The 22,666-nt window shown below is 67.3% G+C and carries 24 protein-coding genes; 14 read left to right on the plus strand and 10 right to left on the minus strand.

From position 1 onward, the window contains the following. Positions 1 to 58 precede the first annotated feature (58 nt). Together clpA and clpS are read right to left on the minus strand one after the other, a co-directional pair. Complete coding sequence (clpA, locus tag WG922_RS19635; protein ID WP_340284598.1) at positions 59 to 2,380, minus strand: ATP-dependent Clp protease ATP-binding subunit ClpA; 2,322 nt, start codon at positions 2,378 to 2,380, stop codon at positions 59 to 61. A 69-nt stretch (positions 2,381 to 2,449) separates the two neighbouring features. Next, positions 2,450 to 2,818, minus strand: coding sequence for an ATP-dependent Clp protease adapter ClpS (clpS, locus tag WG922_RS19640; RefSeq protein ID WP_445322860.1), 369 nt, complete (start codon positions 2,816 to 2,818; stop codon positions 2,450 to 2,452). Between the two features lie 238 nt (positions 2,819 to 3,056). On the opposite strand from clpS, the gene WG922_RS19645 reads away from it, so the two are divergent. Continuing rightward, a complete protein-coding gene (locus WG922_RS19645; protein ID WP_340284600.1) occupies positions 3,057 to 3,389 on the plus strand; it encodes a cold-shock protein in 333 nt (110 codons plus the stop codon). A 63-nt stretch (positions 3,390 to 3,452) separates the two neighbouring features. On the opposite strand, the gene icd is transcribed toward WG922_RS19645, so the two are convergent. Then, entirely contained in the window at positions 3,453 to 4,706 is a 1,254-nt protein-coding gene (gene icd, locus WG922_RS19650; protein ID WP_340284601.1) for an NADP-dependent isocitrate dehydrogenase, read from the minus strand. A gap of 260 nt (positions 4,707 to 4,966) precedes the next feature. Between icd and WG922_RS19655 the strand changes: the two genes are divergently transcribed. Then, positions 4,967 to 5,173: a hypothetical protein gene (locus WG922_RS19655; protein WP_340284603.1), complete on the plus strand. Its 207-nt coding sequence runs from the start codon at positions 4,967 to 4,969 to the stop codon at positions 5,171 to 5,173. Positions 5,174 to 5,254: 81 nt separating this feature from the next. Beyond that, positions 5,255 to 5,713: a DUF192 domain-containing protein gene (locus tag WG922_RS19660; RefSeq protein WP_340284604.1), complete on the plus strand. Its 459-nt coding sequence runs from the start codon at positions 5,255 to 5,257 to the stop codon at positions 5,711 to 5,713. Between the two features lie 347 nt (positions 5,714 to 6,060). Here the strand turns inward: WG922_RS19660 and WG922_RS19665 are convergent, their stop codons facing one another. Then, the gene (locus WG922_RS19665) at positions 6,061 to 6,642 is read right to left on the minus strand and encodes a superoxide dismutase (protein ID WP_340284606.1); all 582 of its coding nucleotides are present in this window, start codon (positions 6,640 to 6,642) and stop codon (positions 6,061 to 6,063) included. Between the two features lie 50 nt (positions 6,643 to 6,692). Then, the gene (gene xseA, locus WG922_RS19670; RefSeq protein ID WP_340284607.1) at positions 6,693 to 7,988 is read right to left on the minus strand and encodes an exodeoxyribonuclease VII large subunit; all 1,296 of its coding nucleotides are present in this window, start codon (positions 7,986 to 7,988) and stop codon (positions 6,693 to 6,695) included. A gap of 328 nt (positions 7,989 to 8,316) precedes the next feature. Here xseA and WG922_RS19675 point away from each other — a divergent pair, with 328 nt between their 5' ends. The 6 genes from WG922_RS19675 (at position 8,317) to adk (ending at position 12,202) form a co-directional block, all read left to right on the plus strand. Further along, the gene (locus tag WG922_RS19675; protein WP_340284609.1) at positions 8,317 to 8,946 is read left to right on the plus strand and encodes a MotA/TolQ/ExbB proton channel family protein; all 630 of its coding nucleotides are present in this window, start codon (positions 8,317 to 8,319) and stop codon (positions 8,944 to 8,946) included. A 10-nt stretch (positions 8,947 to 8,956) separates the two neighbouring features. Then, positions 8,957 to 9,385, plus strand: coding sequence for an ExbD/TolR family protein (locus WG922_RS19680; protein ID WP_340284611.1), 429 nt, complete (start codon positions 8,957 to 8,959; stop codon positions 9,383 to 9,385). A gap of 51 nt (positions 9,386 to 9,436) precedes the next feature. After that, the gene (gene lpxK / locus WG922_RS19685) at positions 9,437 to 10,393 is read left to right on the plus strand and encodes a tetraacyldisaccharide 4'-kinase (RefSeq protein WP_445322861.1); all 957 of its coding nucleotides are present in this window, start codon (positions 9,437 to 9,439) and stop codon (positions 10,391 to 10,393) included. Further along, positions 10,374 to 10,580, plus strand: coding sequence for a Trm112 family protein (locus tag WG922_RS19690; RefSeq protein WP_340284616.1), 207 nt, complete (start codon positions 10,374 to 10,376; stop codon positions 10,578 to 10,580). The genes lpxK and WG922_RS19690 overlap by 20 nt, the downstream gene beginning before the upstream one ends. 3 nt (positions 10,581 to 10,583) lie before the next feature. Further along, positions 10,584 to 11,360, plus strand: coding sequence for a 3-deoxy-manno-octulosonate cytidylyltransferase (kdsB, locus tag WG922_RS19695; protein WP_340284618.1), 777 nt, complete (start codon positions 10,584 to 10,586; stop codon positions 11,358 to 11,360). A 185-nt stretch (positions 11,361 to 11,545) separates the two neighbouring features. Then, on the plus strand, positions 11,546 to 12,202 hold the full coding sequence (adk, locus tag WG922_RS19700) for an adenylate kinase (RefSeq protein WP_340284619.1): 657 nt from the start codon (positions 11,546 to 11,548) through the stop codon (positions 12,200 to 12,202). Between the two features lie 173 nt (positions 12,203 to 12,375). On the opposite strand, the gene WG922_RS19705 is transcribed toward adk, so the two are convergent. The 3 genes from WG922_RS19705 to WG922_RS19715 are packed head-to-tail and all read right to left on the minus strand — an operon-like array spanning position 12,376 to position 14,244. Next, positions 12,376 to 12,840, minus strand: coding sequence for a DUF6152 family protein (locus WG922_RS19705; protein WP_340284621.1), 465 nt, complete (start codon positions 12,838 to 12,840; stop codon positions 12,376 to 12,378). A gap of 23 nt (positions 12,841 to 12,863) precedes the next feature. Then, entirely contained in the window at positions 12,864 to 13,283 is a 420-nt protein-coding gene (locus WG922_RS19710; RefSeq protein WP_340284623.1) for a hypothetical protein, read from the minus strand. Between the two features lie 10 nt (positions 13,284 to 13,293). Beyond that, positions 13,294 to 14,244, minus strand: coding sequence for an asparaginase (locus tag WG922_RS19715; RefSeq protein WP_340284685.1), 951 nt, complete (start codon positions 14,242 to 14,244; stop codon positions 13,294 to 13,296). 123 nt (positions 14,245 to 14,367) lie between these two features. On the opposite strand from WG922_RS19715, the gene lexA reads away from it, so the two are divergent. Continuing rightward, complete coding sequence (gene lexA / locus WG922_RS19720; protein WP_340284625.1) at positions 14,368 to 15,042, plus strand: transcriptional repressor LexA; 675 nt, start codon at positions 14,368 to 14,370, stop codon at positions 15,040 to 15,042. Positions 15,043 to 15,724: 682 nt separating this feature from the next. Next, positions 15,725 to 15,859, plus strand: coding sequence for a hypothetical protein (locus WG922_RS19725; protein ID WP_340284626.1), 135 nt, complete (start codon positions 15,725 to 15,727; stop codon positions 15,857 to 15,859). Positions 15,860 to 15,974: 115 nt separating this feature from the next. Here the strand turns inward: WG922_RS19725 and WG922_RS19730 are convergent, their stop codons facing one another. After that, positions 15,975 to 16,487 carry a DUF1993 domain-containing protein gene (locus WG922_RS19730; protein WP_340284628.1) on the minus strand — a complete coding sequence of 171 codons (513 nt, stop codon included), beginning with the start codon at positions 16,485 to 16,487 and terminating at the stop codon, positions 15,975 to 15,977. Between the two features lie 96 nt (positions 16,488 to 16,583). On the opposite strand from WG922_RS19730, the gene WG922_RS19735 reads away from it, so the two are divergent. Then, positions 16,584 to 17,591, plus strand: coding sequence for a D-2-hydroxyacid dehydrogenase family protein (locus WG922_RS19735; RefSeq protein ID WP_340284630.1), 1,008 nt, complete (start codon positions 16,584 to 16,586; stop codon positions 17,589 to 17,591). 368 nt (positions 17,592 to 17,959) lie between these two features. On the opposite strand, the gene WG922_RS19740 is transcribed toward WG922_RS19735, so the two are convergent. After that, a complete protein-coding gene (locus tag WG922_RS19740; protein WP_340284632.1) occupies positions 17,960 to 20,221 on the minus strand; it encodes a hypothetical protein in 2,262 nt (753 codons plus the stop codon). A gap of 131 nt (positions 20,222 to 20,352) precedes the next feature. Here WG922_RS19740 and WG922_RS19745 point away from each other — a divergent pair, with 131 nt between their 5' ends. Together WG922_RS19745 and WG922_RS19750 are read left to right on the plus strand one after the other, a co-directional pair. Continuing rightward, on the plus strand, positions 20,353 to 21,873 hold the full coding sequence (locus WG922_RS19745) for a 3-hydroxyacyl-CoA dehydrogenase (RefSeq protein ID WP_340284633.1): 1,521 nt from the start codon (positions 20,353 to 20,355) through the stop codon (positions 21,871 to 21,873). A 3-nt stretch (positions 21,874 to 21,876) separates the two neighbouring features. After that, a complete protein-coding gene (locus WG922_RS19750) occupies positions 21,877 to 22,656 on the plus strand; it encodes an oxepin-CoA hydrolase, alternative type (protein ID WP_340284635.1) in 780 nt (259 codons plus the stop codon). Positions 22,657 to 22,666: the final 10 nt, after the last annotated feature.

Consider the following 22,666-nt stretch of genomic DNA (forward strand, 5'->3'; position numbering starts at 1 on the left):
GCGCGCCTCAAAAAGAAAAAGCCGCCCGAGGGCGGCTTTCTTTCGTGGGGCCGAAGGGCTACTGCCCGTCGGTAGACACTTCCTCCGGCTCGGGGCGGGAACGCCCTTCCTTCTTCGGCAAGGGCTGGATGTCCAGCACGACCTCGTCCTTCTCGTCGAGGTCCACCGTGAGGCGCCCGCCCTCGGTGAGCCGTCCGAACAGCAGCTCGTCGGCCAGCGCCCGGCGGATGGTGTCCTGGATCAGGCGCTGCATCGGGCGCGCCCCCATGAGCGGATCGAACCCCTTCTTGGCCAGGAACTTGCGCAGCTTGTCGGTGAAGGTGACTTCCACCTTCTTCTCGGCGAGCTGCTGTTCGAGCACCAGCAGGAACTTGTCGACAACGCGCAGGATGACCTGCTCGTCCAGCGCCTTGAAGCTCACGATTGCGTCGAGGCGGTTGCGGAACTCCGGCGTGAACAGGCGCTTGATGTCGGCCATCTCGTCGCCCGCTTCGCGCGGATTGGTGAACCCGATGGTCGCCTTGTTCATGGTCTCGGCTCCCGCGTTGGTCGTCATCACGATGATGGCGTTGCGGAAGTCGGCCTTGCGCCCGTTGTTGTCGGTGAGCGTGCCGTGGTCCATGACCTGCAGCAGCACGTTGAAGATGTCCGGGTGCGCTTTCTCGATCTCATCGAGCAGCAGCACCGCGTGTGGCTTCTTCGTGATCGCCTCGGTCAGGAGACCGCCCTGGTCGAAGCCCACGTAGCCGGGCGGCGCACCGATCAGGCGCGACACCGCATGGCGCTCCATGTACTCGGACATGTCGAAGCGGATCAACTCGATGCCCATGATGAAGGCGAGTTGCTTGGCCGCTTCGGTCTTGCCGACACCCGTGGGGCCGCTGAAGAGGAAGGCACCGATCGGCTTGTCACCCTTGCCGAGGCCCGAGCGTGCCATCTTCACGGCGCCGGACAGCACCTCGAGAGCCTTGTCCTGGCCGAACACCACGCTCCTCAGGTCGCGCTCGAGATTCTGCAGCTTGCCGCGGTCGTCATTCGACACGTTGGCCGGCGGAATACGGGCGATCTTGGCGACGATCTCCTCGACCTCGGTCTTTGAAATGGTCTTCTTGCGCTTGCTCACCGGCAGGATGCGCTGCGCCGCGCCGGCCTCATCGATCACGTCGATGGCCTTGTCGGGCAGGTGGCGGTCGTTGATGTACTTGGCGCTCAGTTCGGCCGCTGCCTGCAGCGCATTGGCCGCATAGCGCACGCTGTGGTGCTCCTCGAAGCGGGACTTGAGGCCCTTGAGGATCTCGATCGTCTGCTCGACGCTGGGCTCGACCACATCGACCTTCTGGAAGCGCCGCGACAAGGCCGCGTCTTTCTCGAAGATGCCGCGGTACTCCGTGAACGTGGTTGCGCCGATGCACTTGAGCTGGCCGCTGGAGAGCGCCGGCTTGAGCAGGTTGGAAGCGTCCAGCGTGCCGCCGGAGGCTGCACCGGCACCGATCAGGGTGTGGATCTCGTCGATGAACAGGATCGCATTGGGCTTGTCCTTGAGGGACTTGAGCACGCCTTTCAGCCGCTGCTCGAAATCGCCGCGGTACTTGGTGCCTGCCAGCAGCGCGCCCATGTCCAGCGAATAGACGTTGGAATCGGCCAGGATCTCCGGTACGTCCTTCTGGACGATGCGCCAGGCCAGGCCCTCGGCGATGGCGGTCTTGCCTACGCCTGCTTCGCCGACCAGCAGCGGGTTGTTCTTGCGCCGGCGGCACAGGATCTGGATCACCCGCTCGACCTCGTATTCGCGGCCGATCAGCGGATCGATCTTGCCGTCCTTCGCCGCCTGGTTCAGGTTCTGCGTGAACTGCTCGAGCGGGGAAGCCTTTTCGTTCTTCTCGCCGCCCTCCTCGCCTTCGGCACCCGTCGCCTCGCCACCCTTGGCGGGCTCGGGAGGGTCGCTCTTCTTGATGCCATGGGCGATGAAGTTGACGACGTCCAGGCGTGTCACGCCCTGCTGGTGCAGGTAGTACACGGCGTGCGAGTCCTTCTCGCCGAAGATCGCGACGAGCACGTTGGCGCCCGTCACTTCCTTCTTGCCGTTGCCGGTGGACTGCACGTGCATGATTGCGCGCTGGATCACGCGCTGGAACCCGAGCGTAGGCTGGGTATCGACGTCGTCCGTTCCGGCAACCTGCGGCGTGTTGTCCTTGATGAAGTTGGACAAGGACTTGCGCAGGTCCTCGATATTGGCTGAGCAAGCGCGCAGCACTTCCGCCGCGCTGGGATTGTCCAGCAGGGCGAGCAGCAGGTGTTCCACGGTGATGAACTCGTGGCGCTGCTGGCGTGCCTCCACAAACGCCATGTGGAGACTGACTTCCAATTCCTGGGCAATCATGAGATTTCCTTTGCCTTCCTGCCTGTCTGACTCTGAGTCACTGTATTCCTGATCCGTTCCGCGGTGGGCTCATTGCGCCGGTTCACTTACGCATTGAAGGGGATGTCCGGCCTGCCGTGCCGCAGCCTGGACCTGTTCGACCTTCGTCGCAGCCACGTCGCGTGAATACACCCCACACACGGCCTGACCGTCGAGGTGGATCTTCAGCATGATCTGGGTGGCCGTCTCCCGGTCCTTGTTGAAAAACTCCTGGATGACCACCACGACAAACTCCATAGGCGTGTAGTCGTCGTTGAGCATGACGACCTGGTACATCTGCGGAGGCTTGGTCTTCTGGGTGCGCCGCTCGAGGACTACGGACCCACCGTCGTCGTCCTTGGGCTGCACCTTGGGCGCAACCGGGGCGGGATTGGGTGTTTTGCTGGCCATGAAAATCATTCTATCGAGCGGGCCCGACCCCGCGCCCTCGTGCACTTGAATTGGCGATCCTTCAGCCACTTTCAAGCACCGCAATGGCACGCAGGCGACGGCCGCATCGCAAGCCGACCCGAAGCGCGACCGGTTCGGCTACCTGCGCGCCACACATTGCGTACTTTCGTATCTGAAAGTCGTTGACAGGGAACCGGACCTTCCCGGACACTTTGCACGTTCTGAGAGGGAATCTGGAGGCGCCTTCATGGCTACAGGAACAGTCAAGTGGTTCAACGATGCGAAGGGGTTCGGATTCATCGAGCCCGACGGCGGCGGTCCCGACGTATTCGCGCATTTCTCCGCCATCGCAATGAGCGGGTTCAAGACCTTGAAGCAGGGAGCGCGGGTCACCTTCGAGCTGACCGACGGCCCGAAAGGCCAGCTCGCCCTGAACATCGAGGCCGAGGCGCCGACCGGCGGCATGCACCCGCCGCCAACCATCGCCCCAGCCGCCCAGAACTTCGGCGAGCAGCGCCCGCGCATTTCCAAGGTGCGCGCTCCACAGTTTCATGCCACCGCCCTGCCCGAGCTGCGTTGAACCGCACCGACAACAAAAAAGCCGCCCAGGGGCGGCTTTTTCCATGGCTCGAGCTCCAGTGGCTCACATGTGGTCGATCATGACCTGCCCGAAGCCCGAGCAGCTCACCTGGGTAGCTCCGTCCATGAGGCGGGCGAAGTCGTAGGTCACCTTCTTGCTCTGGATGGACTTTTCCATCGAGCTGATGATGAGGTCGGCCGCCTCGGTCCAGCCCATGTGGCGCAGCATCATCTCGGCCGAGAGGATCTCGGAGCCGGGATTGACATAGTCCTTGCCGGCGTACTTGGGCGCAGTGCCGTGGGTCGCCTCGAACATGGCCACCGAATCGCTCAGGTTGGCGCCCGGTGCAATGCCGATGCCGCCGACCTGCGCCGCGAGCGCGTCCGACACATAGTCGCCGTTGAGGTTCAGGGTGGCGATCACGCTGTACTCGGCCGGGCGCAGCAGGATCTGCTGCAGGAACGCGTCGGCGATGGAGTCCTTGATGACAATGTCCTTGCCCGTCTTCGGGTTCTTGAACTTGCACCAGGGGCCGCCGTCGATCAGTTCGGCGCCGAATTCACGCTGGGCGAGCGCGTAACCCCAGTCACGGAAGCCCCCTTCGGTGAACTTCATGATGTTGCCCTTGTGGACCAGCGTCACACTCGGCTTGTCGTTGTCGATCGCGTACTGGATGGCCTTGCGCACCAGCCGTTCGGTGCCTTCGATGGACACCGGCTTGATGCCGATGCCCGACGTCTCGGGGAAGCGGATCTTCTTGACACCCATTTCCTCGATCAGGAACTTGATGACCTTCTTGGCCTTGTCCGACTGGGCCTCGTACTCGATGCCGGCATAGATGTCTTCGGAGTTCTCGCGGAAGATCACCATGTTGGTCTTCTCGGGCTCCTTCAGCGGCGAAGGCACGCCCTTGAAATACTGGATTGGCCGCAGGCACACATAGAGATCGAGTTCCTGGCGCAGCGCGACGTTCAGCGAGCGGATGCCGCCGCCGACGGGAGTGGTGAGCGGGCCCTTGATGGAGACGACATAGTCGCGCACGGCGTGCAGCGTCTCTTCGGGCAGCCAGACGTCGGGGCCGTAGATGCGAGTGGACTTCTCGCCGGCGTAGACCTCCATCCAGTGAATCTTCTTCTTGCCGCCATAAGCCTTGGCGACGGCCGCATCCACCACCTTCAGCATCACCGGCGTAATGTCCGTGCCGGTGCCATCGCCTTCGATATACGGGATGACCGGCTCATCCGGCACCTGGAGCGTCATGTCGGACTTGACCGTGATTTTCTGGCCCTGGGCGGGCACCTTGATGTGCTGATACATGGGGGAAAGGTCTCCGGAAAGGAAGAACTGGATGCGATGCGTTCGGCCGCGAGCGGCGCAGCGCCGCATTCTACCGGCGCTTCGAGGGGCCATTTTCCAGGGATGGCCGCCGCTGTGCCGCTGGCGCATGCGCAGGTCAGCGGGAATTTTGCGCAGGCGCTGTCAACCGGCCGCGGACCTCAGCCGTTGCCATCTTGCCTTCCGTCCGCGGGAGGTTGTTCTCGCAAAAAACTCACCCACAAGTACCTGAAGGAAAGTTCATGAACAAGCTCCTCGCCGCCCTGGTCACCGGTTTCTTCGCCGCCACCTCTTTCGCCCAGGCTCCTGCTGCGGCTCCTGCCGCTGCTGCCGCTCCGGCCGCAGCCGCCGCTCCGGCCGCCAAGAAAGAAGAAGCCAAGAAGGACGAAAAGGCCGCTGCCAAGAAGGAAGTGAAGAAGGCCGAGAAGAAAGAAGAAGCCAAGAAGTAATCCACTTCACGGCGCCCGCAATGGCCCGCTTCGGCGGGCCTTTCTTCGTCGCACCTGGCTTGAGCCGCCACAATCCGCTGCATGAAACCGCTTCATTCCGCCATGGCTGCCGCGGCACTGGCAAGCGCCGCCCTTGTTGCCGCCGCCCAGGAGCCGCAGACGCAGTTGCCGCGCGTAAAGCTGTCCGCCGGCATGCACCAGATCGATGCCCAGGTCGCGCGAACGCCCGAGCAGCGGGCCACCGGACTCATGTGGCGCAAGGAAATGCCGCAGCACGAAGGCATGCTGTTCGTCTTCGATCAGCCTTCGGTGCAGTGCTTCTGGATGATGAACACGCTGCTGCCGCTCACCGCTGCGTTCATTGCGGACGACGGCACCATCGTGAACCTGGCCGACATGCAGGCGCGCAGCCCGGAGTCGCACTGCTCGGCGCGCCCGGTGCGCTACGTCCTCGAGATGAACCAGGGATGGTTTGCCAAGAAGGGAATCGGCCCGGGCGCCAAGCTGGCAGGAGAGCCTTTTCGCGCGGCGCCGCGCTGAAAGCGGCGCTGTCCGCGCCTTGCGGCATCGCGCCGCTCCCGAGATCGGCCAAGGCAGCGGACCTCCGCCCTCGCCCCGACGGCTGCCCATCGGGCATTGGGGCGCGCCCGCAGACAAGCTCGGCCCGTGCGGAGGACCTGCCGATCGCACGAGGGCCGACGGCGTTCACGACAAGCACCCACGAGCGAACCAGGTCAGCGCCCCTGCAGGCTGGCGGTTCGTGTCGATCCCGCCAGCATCACGAGCCAGCGCTCAGCGCAACAGCCCTGCACGCCACAGCGGATGGACGCCAATGCGAGCCCGACCAGACCTGCGCCGTGCGGCCCGTGTCCTGGCTCGCTTCTCGCTCAGGCGAAGTTCTTCTGGGCGAAGTCCCAGTTCACCAGCTTGTCCAGGAAAGTCTCGACGAACTTCGGACGCTGGTTGCGATAGTCGATGTAGTAGGCGTGCTCCCAGACATCCACCGTGAGGACGGCGCGATCACCGGTCGTCAGGGGCGTGCCGGCGGCGCCGGTGTTCACGATGTCGAGGCTGCCGTCGCCCTTCTTGACCAGCCAGGTCCAGCCCGAGCCGAAGTTGCCGACGGCCGACTTGACGAAGGCTTCGCGGAAGGCGCTGTTGCTGCCCCACTTCTTGTTGATGGCCTCGGCGAGCGCGCCGGTGGGCTCGCCACCGCCATTGGGCTTCATGCAGTTCCAGAAGAACGTGTGGTTCCAGACCTGCGCGGCGTTGTTGTAGATGCCGCCGGAGGATTTCTTGACGATCTCCTCGAGCGGCATGTTCTCGAACTCGGTTCCCTTCTGCAGGTTGTTGAGGTTCACCACATAGGCGTTGTGGTGCTTGCCATGGTGGTATTCCAGGGTTTCCTGCGAGTAGTGCGGTGCAAGTGCGTCGATGGCATACGGCAGCGGGGGAAGGGTGTGTTCCATGGTGTTCCTCGGTGGGTTGTTGCTTTTCGGGAAAAGACGATTCTAGGCAGTTAAAGCAGGCGAGGCGCGCCCGTGACGGTCAGGTCCAGCTGGCCGTCCGAGAGCAGCGCAGTTACCGGCTGGCCGGCGCGCACCGCCGCAGCGCGCGTCACCACCGAACCGTCGGGGTGGGACAGCAGCGCATAACCGCGCTCGAGCACGAGGCGCGGATCGAGCAGGCCCAGGCGCAGCGCCGCGCGCTCCAGCGCCTGCTGGCGCGTTCTCAGGTGCTGCAGCAGGCCGCGGCGCCCGGCTGTCGCGCGGGCATCGAGGCGCTGCTGCGCTTCTGAGAGTTTCCCGTGCACGGCGAAGCGCAGGCGATGCGCGAGGCGCGCCAGCTGTCGGTCCTGAGCGCCGGTGCGTTCGGAGGGCCGGCCCAGGCGCTGCGCCGCACCGTCGAGGCGCTGCCCGGCGGTGTCCAGGCGCTGCTCGGCGGCACGCGACAGCCGCTCGTGCAGCGACTGCAGTACCCCCAGCCATGCGTCCCGCGGCTGCGACACCAGCTCGGCGGCGGCCGTGGGCGTGGGAGCTCGCAGGTCGGCACAGAAGTCCGCGATGGTGAAGTCGGTTTCATGGCCTACCCCGCAGACGACCGGCACAGGGCTGCGCACGATGGTGCGTGCAAGCTGCTCATCGTTGAAGGCCCAGAGGTCTTCCATCGAGCCGCCGCCGCGGACGAGCAGGATCACGTCCAGTTCGCCCGCCTCGGCCCGTGCGTACAGCGTGCCGAGCGCACGGCACAGCTCGCCCGGCGCCTGCGCACCCTGCACCGCCGCCGGCACCAGCAGCACCGGCACATGCGGTACGCGGCGCGCGAGCGCGGCCGCAACGTCATGCAGCGCAGCTGCCCCGAGAGAAGTCACCAGCCCGATCGCACGCGGCATCAACGGCAGCGTACGCTTGCGCTCGGGCGCAAAGAGGCCTTCGTCCTGCAGCCGGTCCTTCAGCCGCAGGAACTGCTCGAACAGCGTGCCCTGCCCCGCTCGCACCAGGCTCTCCGCGACCAGTTGGAGGTCGCCGCGGGCATCGTAGACATCGAGGCGCCCGCGCACCTCCACCCGGTCGCCCTCCCGAGGGACGAAATCGACCAGCGCGGCCGCCCGGCGGAACATCGCGCAGCGCAGCTGCCCGCGATCATCCTTCAGGGTGAAGTACCAGTGGCCGCTCGCGGGCCGGGATACCGCGCACAGCTCGCCGACGACCGTGACGGGGTTGAAGCGCGCGTCCAAGGCGTCAGCAATGGCGCGGCATAGCGCCCCAACTTGCCAGATGCGCCGCGCCGTTGCTGGGGTTGCGATGTCAGGCATGAGAAACGGCGCGGTCCGGCGAGCCACCAGAGCCGCGTAATAGTCCACAGCAGAGAGCGATCGTGCGCGGCAATGTAATGCTCGGCGCAGCCGCCGAGCTCTCCGAGCAAGTCCTTGATTTACAAAGACTTTTCGCTGCTGAATTTGTCATCGTTTTGTTACAAGCACGATCTGACGCGGGTTTCTGGCCCGCGGGGGGTGGCTTCTGCACAAAGTTATCCACAAGATCTGTGCGAATCGGACGACACGGATGGCGTGGCGTCCTACAAAGGTCGTCAGGTGACGGATAATGGGCCGACTCAGCACTCGCTACGCCGGAGAACCCCCCTTGTTTTCGATCATACAAGCCGCTGGCTGGCCGATCTGGCCGCTGATCGCCTGTTCAGTCATCGCGCTGGCCCTCATCGTCGAGCGGCTCCTGAGCCTCAAGACCGCCAAGGTTGCACCGCCCCGCCTCGTGGACGAAGCCGTCGCGGTGTCGCGTGCTGCCGTACCCACGCCGGAAGTCGTCAACCAGCTCGAGCAGAACTCCGCACTCGGCGAGGTGCTCGCCAGCGGCTTCCGGGCGCTGAACTCCAATCCGCGCTGCAGCGAAGGCGACCTGCGCGCCGTGATGGAGCAGACGGGCCGTGCTGTGGCGCACCGGCTCGAGCGCTACCTCAGCGCGCTGGGCACCATCGCCTCCGCGGCCCCCTTGCTGGGCCTGCTTGGAACGGTCATCGGCATGATCGAGATCTTCGGCTCCCAGTCCACGCCGGGCGGGGCGACCGGCGGCAATCCGGCACAGCTGGCGCACGGCATCTCGATTGCGCTGTACAACACCGCGTTCGGACTGATCGTCGCCATCCCCGCGCTCATCTTCTGGCGCTATTTCCGCGCCCGCGTCGACGAATACCTGCTGCTGCTGGAACTGGCGTCGGAGCGTTTCGCGCGCCACCTGTTCACCCTGCGCAAGTAGGCGGCAAGCCATGAACTTCCGTTCCCGCCCAAGGCCCGAGCCGGAGATCAACCTCATCCCGTTCATCGACGTCCTGCTGGTGGTGCTCATCTTTCTGATGCTCTCCACCACCTACAGCAAGTTCACCGAACTGCAGTTGCGGCTGCCGGTGGCCGACGCCGATGCCCAGAGGGACTATCCCAAGGAAGTGATCGTCGCCGTCGCCGCCGACGGGCGCTACAGCATCAACCGCAATCCGGTTGCCGGGCGCAACGTGGAGGCGCTGGCTGGGGCGCTGCAGGATGCCGCCAAGGCCGGCAAGGAGAGCGTGGTCATCATCAGCGCCGACGCCGCCTCGCCGCACCAGTCGGTGATCACCGTACTGGAAGCCGCGCGGCGCAGCGGCCTGACACAGGTCACGTTCGCGGCGCAGAACCCGGCAGGCGCGGGGGCGCCCTAGGTGCTATCTGCGGCGCTGCAGCGCGCCTGGCTGCGGCGCGGCGTACCCGCCATGCTGCTGCTGCCGCTGGCTGCCGGCTACGGCGCCCTCATGGCACTGCGCCGGCTGCTCTATCGCCGCGGCTGGCGCTCGAGCGAGCGGCTGGGCGTGCCAGTAGTCGTCGTGGGCAATGTACTGGCCGGCGGCGCCGGGAAGACCCCGGTGGTGATGGCGGTCATCGAGCACCTGCAAGCAACCGGCGTGTCCTGCGGCGTGGTCTCGCGCGGCTACGGCCGCCGCACGCGCGACTGCCGCGAAGTGACTCCCGACAGCGATGCGGGCGATGTCGGCGACGAGCCCTTGCTGCTGGCACGACGGTGCAGCGTGCCGGTGTTCGTCGCCGCACGCCGCGTCGATGCCGCCCGCGCGCTACTGGCCCGCCACCCTGCCACGCAGGTGCTGATCAGCGACGACGGCCTGCAGCACCTGGCTCTTGGCCGTGACATCGAGATTTGCGTCTTCGACACCCGGGGCGTTGGCAACGGCTGGCTGCTGCCCGCCGGTCCGCTGCGCGAGTCATGGCCACGGCCCACCGATCTCGTCTTGCGCCCGGACGGGGTGGCCGTCGAAGGCGCGCTGCTCGCACGGCGATTGGCGCAAGAGGCCGTTCGGGCCGACGGCACGCGGCGCGCCCTGGCATCGCTGGTCGCCGAAGCGGGCGCCGACGGCGTCACCGCCGTGGCGGGGATTGCCCGCCCCGACGTGTTCTTCGACATGCTGCGCAAGGCGGGCGTGCCGCTGCGGCACCCTGTCGCCCTGCCCGACCATGCGGCATTCGCGCAGCCGCCGCAGCTGCCACCCCACAGGCTGCTGCTGTGCACCGAAAAGGACGCGGTCAAGCTTTGGCGCCACCGCCCCGATGCTTGGGCGGTGCCGCTCGTGGTCCAGATAGAGGCGAGCTTCTGGAGCCGCTTCGATCGGCTGCTGCACCCGAAGCTATCATCGGCCGATGGACTCCAAACTGCTTGAGTTGCTGGTCTGCCCCGTCACCAAGGGCTATCTCGATTACGACCGCGACCATCAGGAGCTGATCTCGCGCAGCGCCCGCCTCGCCTATCCCATCCGCGACGGCATCCCCGTGCTGCTCGAAGACGAAGCCCGCACGTTGAGCGACGAAGAACTCGAGCGTCTCCCGGCGCGCACTCCCCTGGTCTGAGGCATGGTCGCCGGCTTCACGGTTCTCATCCCCGCACGTCTCGCTTCCACCCGGCTGCCCGAGAAGCCGCTGGCCGATCTCGGGGGCCGTCCGATGGTGGTCCGCGTAGCCGAACGGGCGCGGCGATCGGCCGCCGCGCGGGTCGTGGTGGCCGCCGACAGTGACGCGATCGTGCGGGCCTGTGCTGCGCACGGCGTCGAAGCCGTGCTGACGGCCATCGATCACCCGTCGGGCAGCGACCGGCTGGCCCAGGCGTGCGAACTCCTCCACCTCGACGGCGACGACCTCGTCGTCAACGTGCAGGGCGACGAGCCCCTGATCGACCCGGCACTCGTCGATGCGGTGGCGGCACTGCTGCAATGCCATCCGCACGCCAGCATGAGCACCGCTGCGCACCCCGTCGCGACCGTCGAGGACCTGCGCAGCCCGCATGTCGTGAAGGTGGTCACCGATGCCCGCGGCTTCGCGCAGTACTTCAGTCGCGCACCGATTCCGTGGTGGCGCGACGCGTTCGCCAACGGTATCGGAAGCGTGCCGCAACCGGCGCCGCTGCGGCACATCGGCATCTATGGATACCGTGCGAGCTTTCTGCGGGCGTTCCCCAAGCTTGCGCAGGCTCCCACCGAGCTCGCTGAATCGCTCGAACAGCTGCGTGCCCTCTGGCACGGCCATGCCATCGCGGTGCACACCACGCCGCGGGCGCCCGGCGCCGGCGTCGATACGCCCGAAGACCTGCAGCGCGTGCGCGCACTGTTCACCTCGGCACACCGCGTCGGCTAGGCCGGCGACACGGCATTTCCCAGGCCGGCACGAGGGTGCTCGCGCCCGGATCTGGCGAGGTTTGCCAGTGGGACGCGTGCTATCCTCCGGCGCGTTCACGCGCTGCGGGCGCTCCGGCAGCGCCGCGAGGCAGGCCTGGTGAGGCGATCGGCTGCCAGCGGACCCATTCGATTTCGAGGACATCCATGAGACTGATTCTGTTGGGCGCGCCTGGCGCAGGCAAAGGCACTCAGGCCGCGTTCATCTGCCAGAAGTACGGCATCCCCCAAATCTCGACCGGCGACATGCTGCGTGCCGCCGTGAAGGCCGGAACGCCCCTCGGTATCGCAGCGAAGCAGGTCATGGACTCCGGCGCGCTGGTGGGCGACGACATCATCATCGGCCTGGTCAAGGAACGCCTGGCGCAGCCCGATTGCGCGAGCGGCTTCCTGTTCGACGGGTTCCCGCGCACCATTCCCCAGGCCGATGCGCTCAAGCACGCCGGGGTGCAACTCGACTACGTGCTGGAGATCGACGTGCCCTTCGAAGCCATCGTCGAACGCATGAGCGGCCGCCGTTCCCACACCGCCTCGGGCCGCACCTATCACGTGAAGTTCAATCCGCCCAAGATTGCCGGTCTGGACGACGTCACCGGTGAACCGCTGATCCAGCGCGAGGACGACAAGGAGGAGACGGTGCAAAAGCGGCTGGAGGTCTACGCCGCGCAAACCCGCCCGCTGGTCGATTACTACGCCAACTGGGCCACATCCGATCCCCAGAACGCACCGCGGTACCGGGCCATCAGCGGCATCGGCACCGTCGAGGAAATCACTGCGCGCGCATTGGCAGCGTTGAATAGCTGAGCGTCGTCCGCACGCATCGCTCACGTACCGCACCATCGCAGGTCGCCCTGCGGACTCGGGCGCAGACGCGGCCTACGACCGAAGTCAGGCCGTGGCCCACCTCCCGGCCCCGCGCCAGGTTCGCATGACCTCACCGCAGGGGCGCGCCACGCAGGGCGGACGCGCCGCTCGGCTCAGGCGGGCGACGACCGCAGCGCGTACACGCGCCCGTCCACGAACAGGTATTCGGCGCGCAGCACCGGCTCGCCCTGCTCCTGCTGGAAGGTGAACCCCAGCACGCCGACCCGGGTGCCGGGCTTGATCTCTTCGACTTTCCAGGCGCGCATCCGCGTGAGGGGCGCGAGTTCCACCTCCCAGCGGCTGTCCTTGCGGGTCGGGATGACTGCCCGTGACAGCAACGCCTTGCCATCGATAGGGGCGGACTGCGCCGGCAAGCTGCGCGACGCGAGGTCCGCGGGCACGCGCAGGTCCTGCGGCACCTCCAGCACGAGTTCGGCATGGGGGTTCTGCCACTTCACCTGCGCAACACGCCCTTCCAACCAGATCGGGCGGTCCTGGTCGAAGCGGCTCCAGCCATGGTGGGCGAGCGCCACGGCGGGCGCTGCAAGCCCGGCCCAAACGAAACTGCGACGTAGCATCGGAACACTCCTTCTTCAGCGGTTCACACGTAGGCAATCCAGCGGCCGCAAGCAATCACCGCGAGCCAGATCAGAGTAGACACCACCATCAGGGTGCGTGCGAGGCCATCCAGACGCGCCAGCGAGCCTCGGCCATGAAACAGCGCCGCATTGCCCGCTGCCGCCAGCAGCAACAGCATCTTGAGCGTGAACGCGCGATTTCCCAAAAGCTCCGCGGGCTGGCTGGCGAACATCAGCAAGCCCGATGCAGCGGCGATGGTGAAGCCGGTGCCCGCAATGCCCAGGCTGAGGCGTGCCAAGGCCTGCGGCGGCAAGGCGGCACCTCGCCCGAACACCCGTAGCTCGAGCAGGACGAGGTTGCCGAACAGCAAACCGATGCCGACGATATGTACGACCTCCAGTGCCGGATAGGCCCATGGGTGACTCTGCAGGACAGAGAACATCGGCGGCTGCTCAGGCCTCGCCCTGCGCCAGCAGGGCCAGTTGCAGATCGATGCGCGCCTTGACGGGCGAAGGCACTGCCGCGTGCGGCAAGACGTCCCCTTGGTGCGGCAATACCCGCCCCTGCGCGCAGCGGGTCGCACGTACCACCCGCACGCCCGCGTCCTGTGCACGCAGCAAGGCGTCGAGCAGCGCGTGGTGAACGGTACCGTTGCCCGTGCCCGCCACCACCAGCCCCCGTACGCCCTGCGCCACCAGCGCATCCACCGCGCCCGCGCGTGCACCGGCGTGGCTGGTCACGATCTCCACCCACGGCCAGGGCTGCACGCGGGCGAGCCGCTTGCGCAGTGCGTCGTCGGCGCCCTGCCCCCCGTCGGACCAGCCGCTCAAGGGGCGCAGCGCTCCGTCTTCGACGACCGCCACCGGCCCGCGTTCTCCGGAATCGAAGGCGTCGAGCGCATAGGTATGGCGCTTGCGGACGTGCAGCGCCTCATGCACCTTGCCCGCGCACACCACGAGCACTCCGCGGACGCCCGCCGTTCGCGCCGCGGTCACTGCATCCAGCAGGTTCTGCGGACCGTCGGCCATCAGCGCGGTGGCGGGCCGCATCGCGCAGGTGAGGACGACCGGCTTGTCGGGAGCGAGCACCCGCTGGAGCAGGAACGCCGTTTCCTCGAGCGTGTCCGTTCCGTGGGTGACCACCACGCCGCGCACCTGCGGCTTGGAGAGCCAGTGGGCGCATCGATCGATCAGCAAGCTCCAGATTCGCTCGTCGATGTCCTTGCTGTCGATCTGCGCGACCTGCTCCAGCTCCAGCTCCTGCGCATGCAGGCCTGCTATCCCTGCAACGAGGTCATCAATGCCTCGCTGCGCGGCCGCGTAACCGAGATGGTCCTGTACCGATGCGGCCGTCCCCGCGATTGTTCCCCCGGTGCCCAGCACCACGATTTTTTCAACCCGCACTTGCACTTCCCGGACAAACTGGTCAAAAATACAGTTACTGGATGCCGAGACAGTGTGCGACACCGCTCCGATCGCTCCAGGTAACCAGCCAAGACGAGTCAGCAGCCGCAGGAGATCCCGTTCATGTCGGACAGCCCCAAGCTCACGCCCCGCCAGCAACAGATTCTGGACCTGATCCAGGGCGCCATCACCCGCACGGGCGCGCCCCCCACGCGCGCCGAGATTGCGGCCGAACTGGGCTTTCGCTCGGCCAACGCCGCCGAGGAGCACCTGCAGGCCCTCGCGCGCAAAGGCGTCATCGAGCTCGTGAGCGGCACCTCACGCGGCATCCGCCTCAAAGACGACGCGCTGCGCTCCATCCACGAATCCCGCATCCGCCAGTTCACCTTGCCGCTGCAAGGCCTCGCGCAGCTCGCATTGCCGCTCGTGGGCCGCGTCGCTGCCGGCTCCCCCATCCTCGCGCAAGAGCACGTCGATCAAACCTACTACGTCGAGAGCAGCCTCTTCCAGCGCCGCCCCGACTACCTCCTGAAGGTGCGCGGCATGTCCATGCGCGACGCCGGCATCATGGACGGCGACCTTCTCGCCGTGCAGTCCACCAAGGACGCGAAGAACGGCCAGATCATCGTCGCCCGCCTTGGAGACGACGTGACGGTGAAGCGCTTCCGCCGCAACAAGCACCTGATCGAGTTGCACGCCGAGAACCCCGACTACCCGACCATCGTGGTAGAGCCCGGTGAACCCTTCGAAATCGAAGGACTGGCAGTCGGGCTCATACGCAACACCATGCTGATGTAGGGGTACTGCCCCACGGTCCTCCCGCACTCCTGAATCCGGGTGTGCGCAGGGCGGCCCAATCTTTCTGTCTCGACCAGCCCCAGGTGGCGGGCGTATGGCTGTAGTGCCATCACCCTGGGCTGCGTCGCAACTTTGGAATCCTGCCTGTGAACAACCTGTAGCTCAAGGAACCCACATGGCACTCGCTCTTCCTCTCATCGCCACACTGTTCGGCCCGGTACACAGCGCCGTCGAATGGCTCTCCGGCGCACCATCTGCCGGTGCGGATCACGATGGTGCTCGACGTACTGCTCACGGATCGGCCAACGACGGAGCCTGCGACGCGACCTGCGGCTCTGCTCATGGTGGGACGATCACCGGTACCGGTCACGGTACCGACCACCGTGCCGCCCGAGGCACTGCTCACGGCAACGACTCGATTGCTGCTCCAGGTGCGGCGAGAAGCAGCGGCGAACGGACTGTTGAAGGTGTCGGGCAAAGCATTGCTCGCGCCGCGCTTCCGGAGTGCGACCACCTTCCCGCCCGGGATACGGTGCAGCGCGCCTGCCCGGACGCGGCCAGCGGACGCTCTCGTACCGCTGGTCAGGCGCGGTCCGGCCCAGGGGCGGGCGGGCGCAGCCTGCGCCGCTGGAGCGGACCCATTCGCTCCCCACAGGTGCAGGTGCCCCCGAGCAAAGTACGGGTGGTGCGCATCGATGAAGCGCGCAGTGCCCAAGCCGGCAGCAGCGCCATCGGCCGCATCGTCATTTCTGGTCGCCTGGCAGACGTCTGCGCCGAGCTCGACCGGCTCGTAGCGCTCGAAGCTGCTGTGGGCTGATACCCGCTCCAGGAGCGGCGCGTAAAAGCCTGGCACCCCTGTGCCAGCCCGCGGGCGACGGCGGACACGCCGGCGCGCGGGAGCCCCGCGAGTTCGGAGCTCCGGGGCGTCGCGGTCAGCGAGCCCCGCTCAGGTAATCGGCCTTTCCGAGATCGACGCCGTTGTGCCGCAGGATCGCGTAGGCAGTCGTGACGTGGAAGTAGAAATTGGGCAGCACCCAGTGCTTCAGGTAGGCCTCGGCCTTCATCGTTCGGGTGGCGTCGCGCCCCACCGGAAAGGTCACCTCCTTGTCCTCGGTCCCATCGAGCTTGTCGGGCGGCACGCTGGCCAGCCACGACAGGGTCTTGTCGATGCGCGCCTTCAGCTCGTCGAACGTGGTTTCGGTGTCCTCGAACTTGGGCGTCTCCACCCCCGAGATGCGGGAGACGCCCAATCGGGCGGCGTCGCATGCGATGAGCACTTGCCTTGTGAACGGAAGCATGTCCGGTGCCAGCCGATACTGCGTGAGCGCCGCGGGATCGCACTTGCGGGCTTGCGCGAAAGCCTGCGCCTTCTCTAGAAAGTGCTTGAGGTTGCCAAGCATCACCTTGAAGACGGGCAAGCTGGCGGACGACATGGAAATGCTCATGGAACTCCTCGTAGGCAGTGGAAGCCGCGATGCTACAGCGGCTGCGATGCGGTGAGATTCGGCGGACGCAGGGCGACGCGAAGGCACAATCCGGCCATGAACATTGTCATCCTCGACGACTACCAGGATGCGGTGCGCAAGCTGCAATGCGCCGCCAAGCTCGAGCCCTATCCCGCCAAGGTGTACACCAATACCGTCAAGGGCATCGGGCAACTCGCGGTGCGTCTGCGGGACGCCGACGTGATCGTCCTCATCCGCGAACGCACGTACATCAGCCGGCAGCTCGTGGAGAAGCTCCCACGCCTGAAGATGATCGCCCAGACCGGCCGCATCGGTCCCCATGTCGATGTGCAGGCCTGCACCGAGCGCGGCATTGTCGTGGCCGACGGCGGCGGCTCGCCGGTGGCGGCGGCCGAACTCACCTGGGCGCTGGTCATGGCAGCCATGCGTCGCCTGCCGCAGTACATCGGCAACCTGAAGCACGGCGCGTGGCAGCAGTCGGGGATGAAGTCGGGATCGATGCCGGCGAACTTCGGGCTCGGGATGGTGCTGCGGGGCAAGGTGCTGGGCGTCTGGGGCTATGGCCGCATTGGCCAGCTCGTCGCAGGCTATGGCCGCGCCTTCGGCATGCATGTGGCGGTCTGGGGCAGTGAAGCATCGCGGCAACGGGCGCTCGACGACGGCTACGAGGTCGCGCCGAGCCGCGAAGACCTGTTCGCGCACAGCGATGTGCTGAGCGTGCATCTGCGCCTGAGCGAGCAGACCGAGGGGATCGTGCGCCTCGAGGACCTGGGACGCATGAAGCCAACGGCACTGTTCGTGAACACCTCGCGCGCCGAACTGCTCGAGAGCGACGCACTCATCGCCGCCCTCAACCGCGGCCGCCCCGGCATGGCGGCAGTCGATGTGTTCGAAAGCGAGCCGATCCTGCAAGGCCATGCCTTGCTGCGGCTGGAGAACTGTATCTGCACCCCCCACATCGGCTACGTCGAGCAGGAGAGCTACGAGATGTACTTCGGCCAGGCTTTCGACAACGTCATCAACTTCATCGAAGGCGCGCCGAGCAACGTAGTCAATCCGGCGGCACTGCAGGTGCGGCGCTGAGGTCGCAACGCCGAAGTAGCCGGCGTGCTGCGGCACGCGTTTCGTGACTAGCGTGTCCACTGCTTAGCGATGTAATGGTCGGTGCCGATCGGCGGCGAATCGGCCTCTGGTAATGGTCGGTGCCGATCGGCGGCGAATCGGCCTCTGGTGGCTGGTCCGCGAACATCGACGCGTTTCTACCCGCCCGGCCCCGCTCCAGCCGATCGGCCGCGCCCTGCCAAACGCTTATGCGTCCTGCAAGCCCCCGTAGTCGATGCCGACCAGAAGCCCCTGGGGCCGCCGAGAACGTCCGCGTGCGTTCATCGAGGGCTGAACGACGAACGAGAGGCTGAAGCCGCCGCGCCCGGCAGGCGCGGCAGTCGACCTCCTCAGCGCTTGGGAAGCTTGAACGCCGTGTTCGGGTCGAGATCGAAATCGAGCAGGTTGCCCAGCTCGCCTGCGCCGGTTCCGCGCGCGGGCGACCCTGTTGTTGAAGGCGAAGATGCGGAAGGCGCGTCTGCGGCGTCATCGAGGTTCACGTCGAGCCCGGCTGGCCGCGAGTTCGATGGAGCCAGCTTTTTCCACTCGTCCGACGGATGCGGCTCGACCTGCAGCGCGTCCAGCGACAGCGGCGCGAACTCCGATACGGAAGCGCCCGCCGCCGACCCCACCGCAGCAGCTTCCGGCAGATCGGCGAGCGACGGACGGGCATCGCGCTGCGCGCCCAACAGATCGCTGGCGACGCCATGCAGCATGAGCAGGTCGCGCAGCGTCTCGACACCCACCACCTCGCCGCTGTCGTTGAAAGTCGGGCGCGTCACGGCGTCACCGATGATGTCCAGCACCCCGGGCGTCCCCCACAGCGCCTGCACCTGCGCGAGCTTGGCCGGATACGCGGCAAGCCCGGCCTGCTCCTCGGGATACCCGTGGTAGCTGGGCGCCTGCGCGTTGAACATCCATTCGAAATCGCGACGCAGTTGCTCGTAGTCGTGCTCGCGGCCCAGCCGGTGGTACAGGTCGAGCAACTCGAGCCAGGCCACGGCGCTGCCCTGTGGCTGCGCATCGATATGGGCTCGCAGCACCTCGATGGCGCGGTCGTACTCGCCCAGGGAGCTGAAGAAGTCGGCCTCTTGCTGCAGGTCGCTGAGCGCCTCCAGGCTCACGCCGACATCGGTGAGCTGCAGGTCGTCGGTGCCGGCGTCGTCGTGCACGGACGCGGTCGCCCGCACGCCGCTTCGAACGGTCGGTTCCAGATCGACAAGTGGCACATCGACCAGCGGCAGGTCGATGTGCTGGACGTCGCTCGCGGCCGTGTTCGGCTCCTCGCGGGGCGACGCTGGCGCCGCAGCTGTCGTGGCGAAGGAGGTCAGGGGCGCCGGGCGCGAATCGACGACTGCAGAAGCCGGCATGGCCGCCACGACCGGCGCGGCAGCAGGAACCACGTCGGCGATCGCGCTTGCCGGCGGATCGGCCTCTTCGTGCAGTTCGGGCTCGCCCTCGGTCGCGCGATCGCCCCACCAGCTCGCCTGGGCCAGCGTGGCCTTGCGGCTGCGGTGCCAGAACAGGCCGGCCAGAGCCCCCGAAGCCGCCAGCAGGGCGGCCAGCGCATAGACCAGGCCGTTGGCATAGCGCTCGCTCTCGGCTTCGTCCAGTCGGCTGCGCAGTTCGCGCATCAAGGCCTCGTTCTTGGCCATGCCTTCGCGCATCGCCTTCATGTCCGCCTCGAGCGTGAGCATGCGTTGAGCGCTCTGCAGCAGGTCGTCCGCCTGAGCGGCACCGGGGGCGACGCCCGCACCGGGTGCAGCGGGCGCGGACGAAGCTGCGGCAGGCGCCTGCGTTGCAGCCGCTTGCGGCACCCCCGCAGCAGGTTTGGCCGCCGGCGCCGCAGCCGCGGCTGGCCCGGTGCGCACCTCGGCCGCGTCCAGCTTGAGCCGAGGCCGCTCAACCACGGGCTGCTTGGGCGCGGGCTTCGGGGCGGGAGCCACGGGACGCGTGGATGACGAAGACGCAGGCGGCCGGACCTCGGCAGCTGCGCGAACGGCCGGCGTCGGCCTTGGGGCTGCAGGGGTGGCGCGCGCCGCGGGCGGCGTAGCCGGTGCGGCCCGTGGCCGCAGCGACGCTCCGACGGGAGCCGACGCAGTGGGTGCCGATGGCGCGGCGGCCGTGGGAGCCTCGGGCGCCGCAACGGCCGGCGCCTGCGTGAGCGGAAGCGAGGTGCTCGCAGGCAGCACCAGCGGAGCCACGGGCGTGGATTGCGCGGCCGCTTCGGCCACGTCGCCGGGCGCTTCGGTCAGCAGCACGAACTTGCGGGTGAAGGTCTGGGTGCAGCCGACCTGCAGCTGCACCGTGACGAAGGCTTCGTCGATGGGCTTTGGCACCTGCACGCGCAACACGGCGTTGGTGCCGCCGGTCGCGCGGGGATCGAGGGAGCGGACCTCGACACGCGTCTCGCCGTAGAACACTTCTGCGCGGGCGCACAGGTCGGCGATGGCGCCTGGCGCGTCGAGCACCACGGGAACCGTCACGTCGAGCGGCCGGCCGAGCATGGCCACGCCCTGGGAACGGCCGAGCGTCAACGCCATGCTGGAGCCGGCGGTCAACAGGATCAATGCGGCACCAGGGACCAGCCGCCAGAAGTGATTACGTCTCATGAGCCAGCCCATTTTGCACAGCAATATCGCCGCTGGCGAGATGCCGAAACGCATCGGCGGGTCAAGGGCGGACTTTCTGCGTATACGGTCGCGCTGTCGTCCGGGGTCGCGGCTGCCTCGATAATCGCCGCATGCAATCGAGCTTCAACACCGTAGGCATCGTCGGTACAGGGGCCATGGGCCGCGGGATCGCACAGATCGCCGCCCAGGCAGGCTGCCAGGTTCGCCTGTTCGACACGCAACCCGATGCCGTGGCACGGGCACAACAGGAACTCGCGTCGCAGTGGGAACGGCTGCGCGACAAGGGCCGCATGGAGGCGCCCGAGGCCGAAGCCTGCAAGCAGCGCCTCTCGGCCGCCACGACCCTGCAGGAGCTCGCCGGCTGCGAGCTGGTGGTCGAAGCCATCGTCGAGCGCCTGGACGCCAAGCAGGCGCTGTTCGCGCAGCTCGAGGACATCGTCGGACCCGATGCGGTCCTCGCGAGCAACACCTCCTCCCTCTCGATCACCGCCATTGCGGCCCGCCTGAAGCAGCCGCAGCGGCTTGCCGGCTACCACTTCTTCAACCCGGTCCCGCTGATGAAGGTCGTCGAGGTGGTCGCCGGCCTGCGCACCGATCCTGCCGTGTGCGCGCGCCTGGCCGACCTCGCCCGGCGCATGGGCCACACGCCCGTGCAGGCCCAGGACACCCCCGGCTTCATCGTCAACCACGCCGGCCGGGGTTACGGCACCGAGGCGCTGCGCCTCGTGTCGGAGGGCGTCACCGACTTCGCAACGGTCGATCGCATCCTGCGCGACCAGGTCGGCTTCAAGCTCGGCCCCTTCGAGCTGATGGACCTCACCGCGCTCGACGTCTCCCACCCCGTGATGGAGTCGGTCTACCGCCAGTACTACGACGAGCCGCGCTACCGCCCGAGCGTGATCACCGCGCAGCGCCTGGCCGGCGGGCTGCTCGGGCGCAAGAGCGGCGAAGGCTTCTACCGCTACGCCGACGGCAAGGCGCAGGTGCCGCCCGAGCCCCCGGTGCCGCAGGTGGGGGAGCTGCCGCCGGTCTGGGTGTCCACACGCGCGGCGCGGCGTGCCGAGCTGTACCAGCTGCTCAAGGACCTGGGTGCGCGCATCGAGACCGGGCAGTCGCCCTCTGCGCAGGCGCTCACGCTGGTGGCCCCGCTCGGCTTCGACGTCACCACCGTGGCGGTGGTCGAGCGGCTCGACCCCGCGCGCACGGTGGGCATCGACCTGCTGGTGGAAGACGCGGCCACCCGGCGCCGGGTACTGGCGACCAACCCCGCAACCCGCGCCGACATGCGCGACGCCGCCCACGCCCTGTTCGCCCGCGACGGCAAGGCCGTGAGCGTCATCCGCGACTCCGCCGGCTTCGTCACGCAGCGCGTGGTCGCCACCATCGTGAACATCGCCAGCGACATCTGCCAGCAACGCATCTGCACGCCGGCCGACCTGGAAACCGCGGTCACCCTCGGTCTGGGCTACCCGCTCGGGCCCCTGGCAATGGGCAACCGCTGGGGCCCCGCGAACGTGCTCGAGGTGCTGTTCAACATGCAGACCGTCTACGGCGACCCACGCTACCGCCCCAGCCCGTGGCTGCGCCGCCGCGGCGCGATCGGGCTGTCGCTGCTGCAAGAGGAACACTGAGCGATGGCCGCCGAACTGCGCAGCACCAGCCATGGCGCCACCATGGTCCTGACCATCAGCAATCCCGAGGCGCGCAACGCGCTCGGCCCCGAGATCTACGCCGCCGGCGTCGAAGCACTCGGTGTCGCCGAGACGCTGCCCGAGGTGCGCAGCGTGGTCATCACGGGCGAAGGCGCCACCTTCTGCGCCGGCGGCAACCTGCAACGGCTCCTGGACAACCGGCGCCGACCGCCGCAGGTGCAGGCGCAGAGCATCGAAGGGCTGCACAACTGGATCGAGGCGATCCGCACCTTCCCCAAGCCGGTCATCGCGGCCGTCGAGGGCGCCGCTGCCGGCGCCGGCTTTTCCCTGGCCCTCGCCTGCGACCTCATCGTCGCGGCAGACAACGCCGTCTTCGTCATGGCGTATGCGAGCGTCGGCCTCTCGCCCGATGGCGGCGGCTCCTGGAGCCTCAGCCGGCTGCTGCCACGCCAGCTCGCGAGCGAGCTGCTGCTGGCGGGTGAGCGCATCGGTGCCCAGCGCCTGCATGCCCTGGGCGTGGTGAACCGGCTGAGCGCGCCTGCCGCCGCCCTGGCAGACGCGCTCGCGCTGGCCGAACAGCTCAATGCCAAGGCCCCCAACGTTGTAGCCAGCATCAAGGAACTGCTGAACGAGGCGCCCGAGTCGTCCCTGAACCGGCACCTCGCACGCGAGCGCGACCAGTTCGTCGCCAACCTGCACCACGCCAACGGCCGCATCGGAATCGAGGCATTCCTGGCCAAGCAGCGCCCGCGTTACGAGTAGCCGCGGGTCC

Origin of the sequence: Ramlibacter sp. AN1015 (assembly GCF_037726105.1) — a bacterium.
Taxonomy (GTDB): domain Bacteria; phylum Pseudomonadota; class Gammaproteobacteria; order Burkholderiales; family Burkholderiaceae_C; genus Ramlibacter.

Excerpts from the sequence above, each read along its gene's own strand:
- WG922_RS19735 (WP_340284630.1), top strand. The coding sequence starts at position 16,584 with ATGAACATTGTCATCCTCGACGACTACCAGGATGCGGTGCGCAAGCTG.
- WG922_RS19740 (WP_340284632.1), bottom strand. The coding sequence starts at position 20,221 with ATGAGACGTAATCACTTCTGGCGGCTGGTCCCTGGTGCCGCATTGATC.
- WG922_RS19705 (WP_340284621.1), bottom strand. The coding sequence starts at position 12,840 with ATGCTACGTCGCAGTTTCGTTTGGGCCGGGCTTGCAGCGCCCGCCGTG.
- lexA (WP_340284625.1), top strand. The coding sequence starts at position 14,368 with ATGTCGGACAGCCCCAAGCTCACGCCCCGCCAGCAACAGATTCTGGAC.
- WG922_RS19690 (WP_340284616.1), top strand. The coding sequence starts at position 10,374 with ATGGACTCCAAACTGCTTGAGTTGCTGGTCTGCCCCGTCACCAAGGGC.
- xseA (WP_340284607.1), bottom strand. The coding sequence starts at position 7,988 with ATGCCTGACATCGCAACCCCAGCAACGGCGCGGCGCATCTGGCAAGTT.
- WG922_RS19655 (WP_340284603.1), top strand. The coding sequence starts at position 4,967 with ATGAACAAGCTCCTCGCCGCCCTGGTCACCGGTTTCTTCGCCGCCACC.
- WG922_RS19645 (WP_340284600.1), top strand. The coding sequence starts at position 3,057 with ATGGCTACAGGAACAGTCAAGTGGTTCAACGATGCGAAGGGGTTCGGA.
- kdsB (WP_340284618.1), top strand. The coding sequence starts at position 10,584 with ATGGTCGCCGGCTTCACGGTTCTCATCCCCGCACGTCTCGCTTCCACC.
- WG922_RS19730 (WP_340284628.1), bottom strand. The coding sequence starts at position 16,487 with ATGAGCATTTCCATGTCGTCCGCCAGCTTGCCCGTCTTCAAGGTGATG.
- WG922_RS19680 (WP_340284611.1), top strand. The coding sequence starts at position 8,957 with ATGAACTTCCGTTCCCGCCCAAGGCCCGAGCCGGAGATCAACCTCATC.
- adk (WP_340284619.1), top strand. The coding sequence starts at position 11,546 with ATGAGACTGATTCTGTTGGGCGCGCCTGGCGCAGGCAAAGGCACTCAG.
- WG922_RS19750 (WP_340284635.1), top strand. The coding sequence starts at position 21,877 with ATGGCCGCCGAACTGCGCAGCACCAGCCATGGCGCCACCATGGTCCTG.
- WG922_RS19665 (WP_340284606.1), bottom strand. The coding sequence starts at position 6,642 with ATGGAACACACCCTTCCCCCGCTGCCGTATGCCATCGACGCACTTGCA.
- clpS (WP_445322860.1), bottom strand. The coding sequence starts at position 2,818 with ATGATTTTCATGGCCAGCAAAACACCCAATCCCGCCCCGGTTGCGCCC.
- lpxK (WP_445322861.1), top strand. The coding sequence starts at position 9,437 with ATGCTGCTGCTGCCGCTGGCTGCCGGCTACGGCGCCCTCATGGCACTG.
- WG922_RS19710 (WP_340284623.1), bottom strand. The coding sequence starts at position 13,283 with ATGTTCTCTGTCCTGCAGAGTCACCCATGGGCCTATCCGGCACTGGAG.
- icd (WP_340284601.1), bottom strand. The coding sequence starts at position 4,706 with ATGTATCAGCACATCAAGGTGCCCGCCCAGGGCCAGAAAATCACGGTC.
- WG922_RS19745 (WP_340284633.1), top strand. The coding sequence starts at position 20,353 with ATGCAATCGAGCTTCAACACCGTAGGCATCGTCGGTACAGGGGCCATG.
- clpA (WP_340284598.1), bottom strand. The coding sequence starts at position 2,380 with ATGATTGCCCAGGAATTGGAAGTCAGTCTCCACATGGCGTTTGTGGAG.
- WG922_RS19660 (WP_340284604.1), top strand. The coding sequence starts at position 5,255 with ATGAAACCGCTTCATTCCGCCATGGCTGCCGCGGCACTGGCAAGCGCC.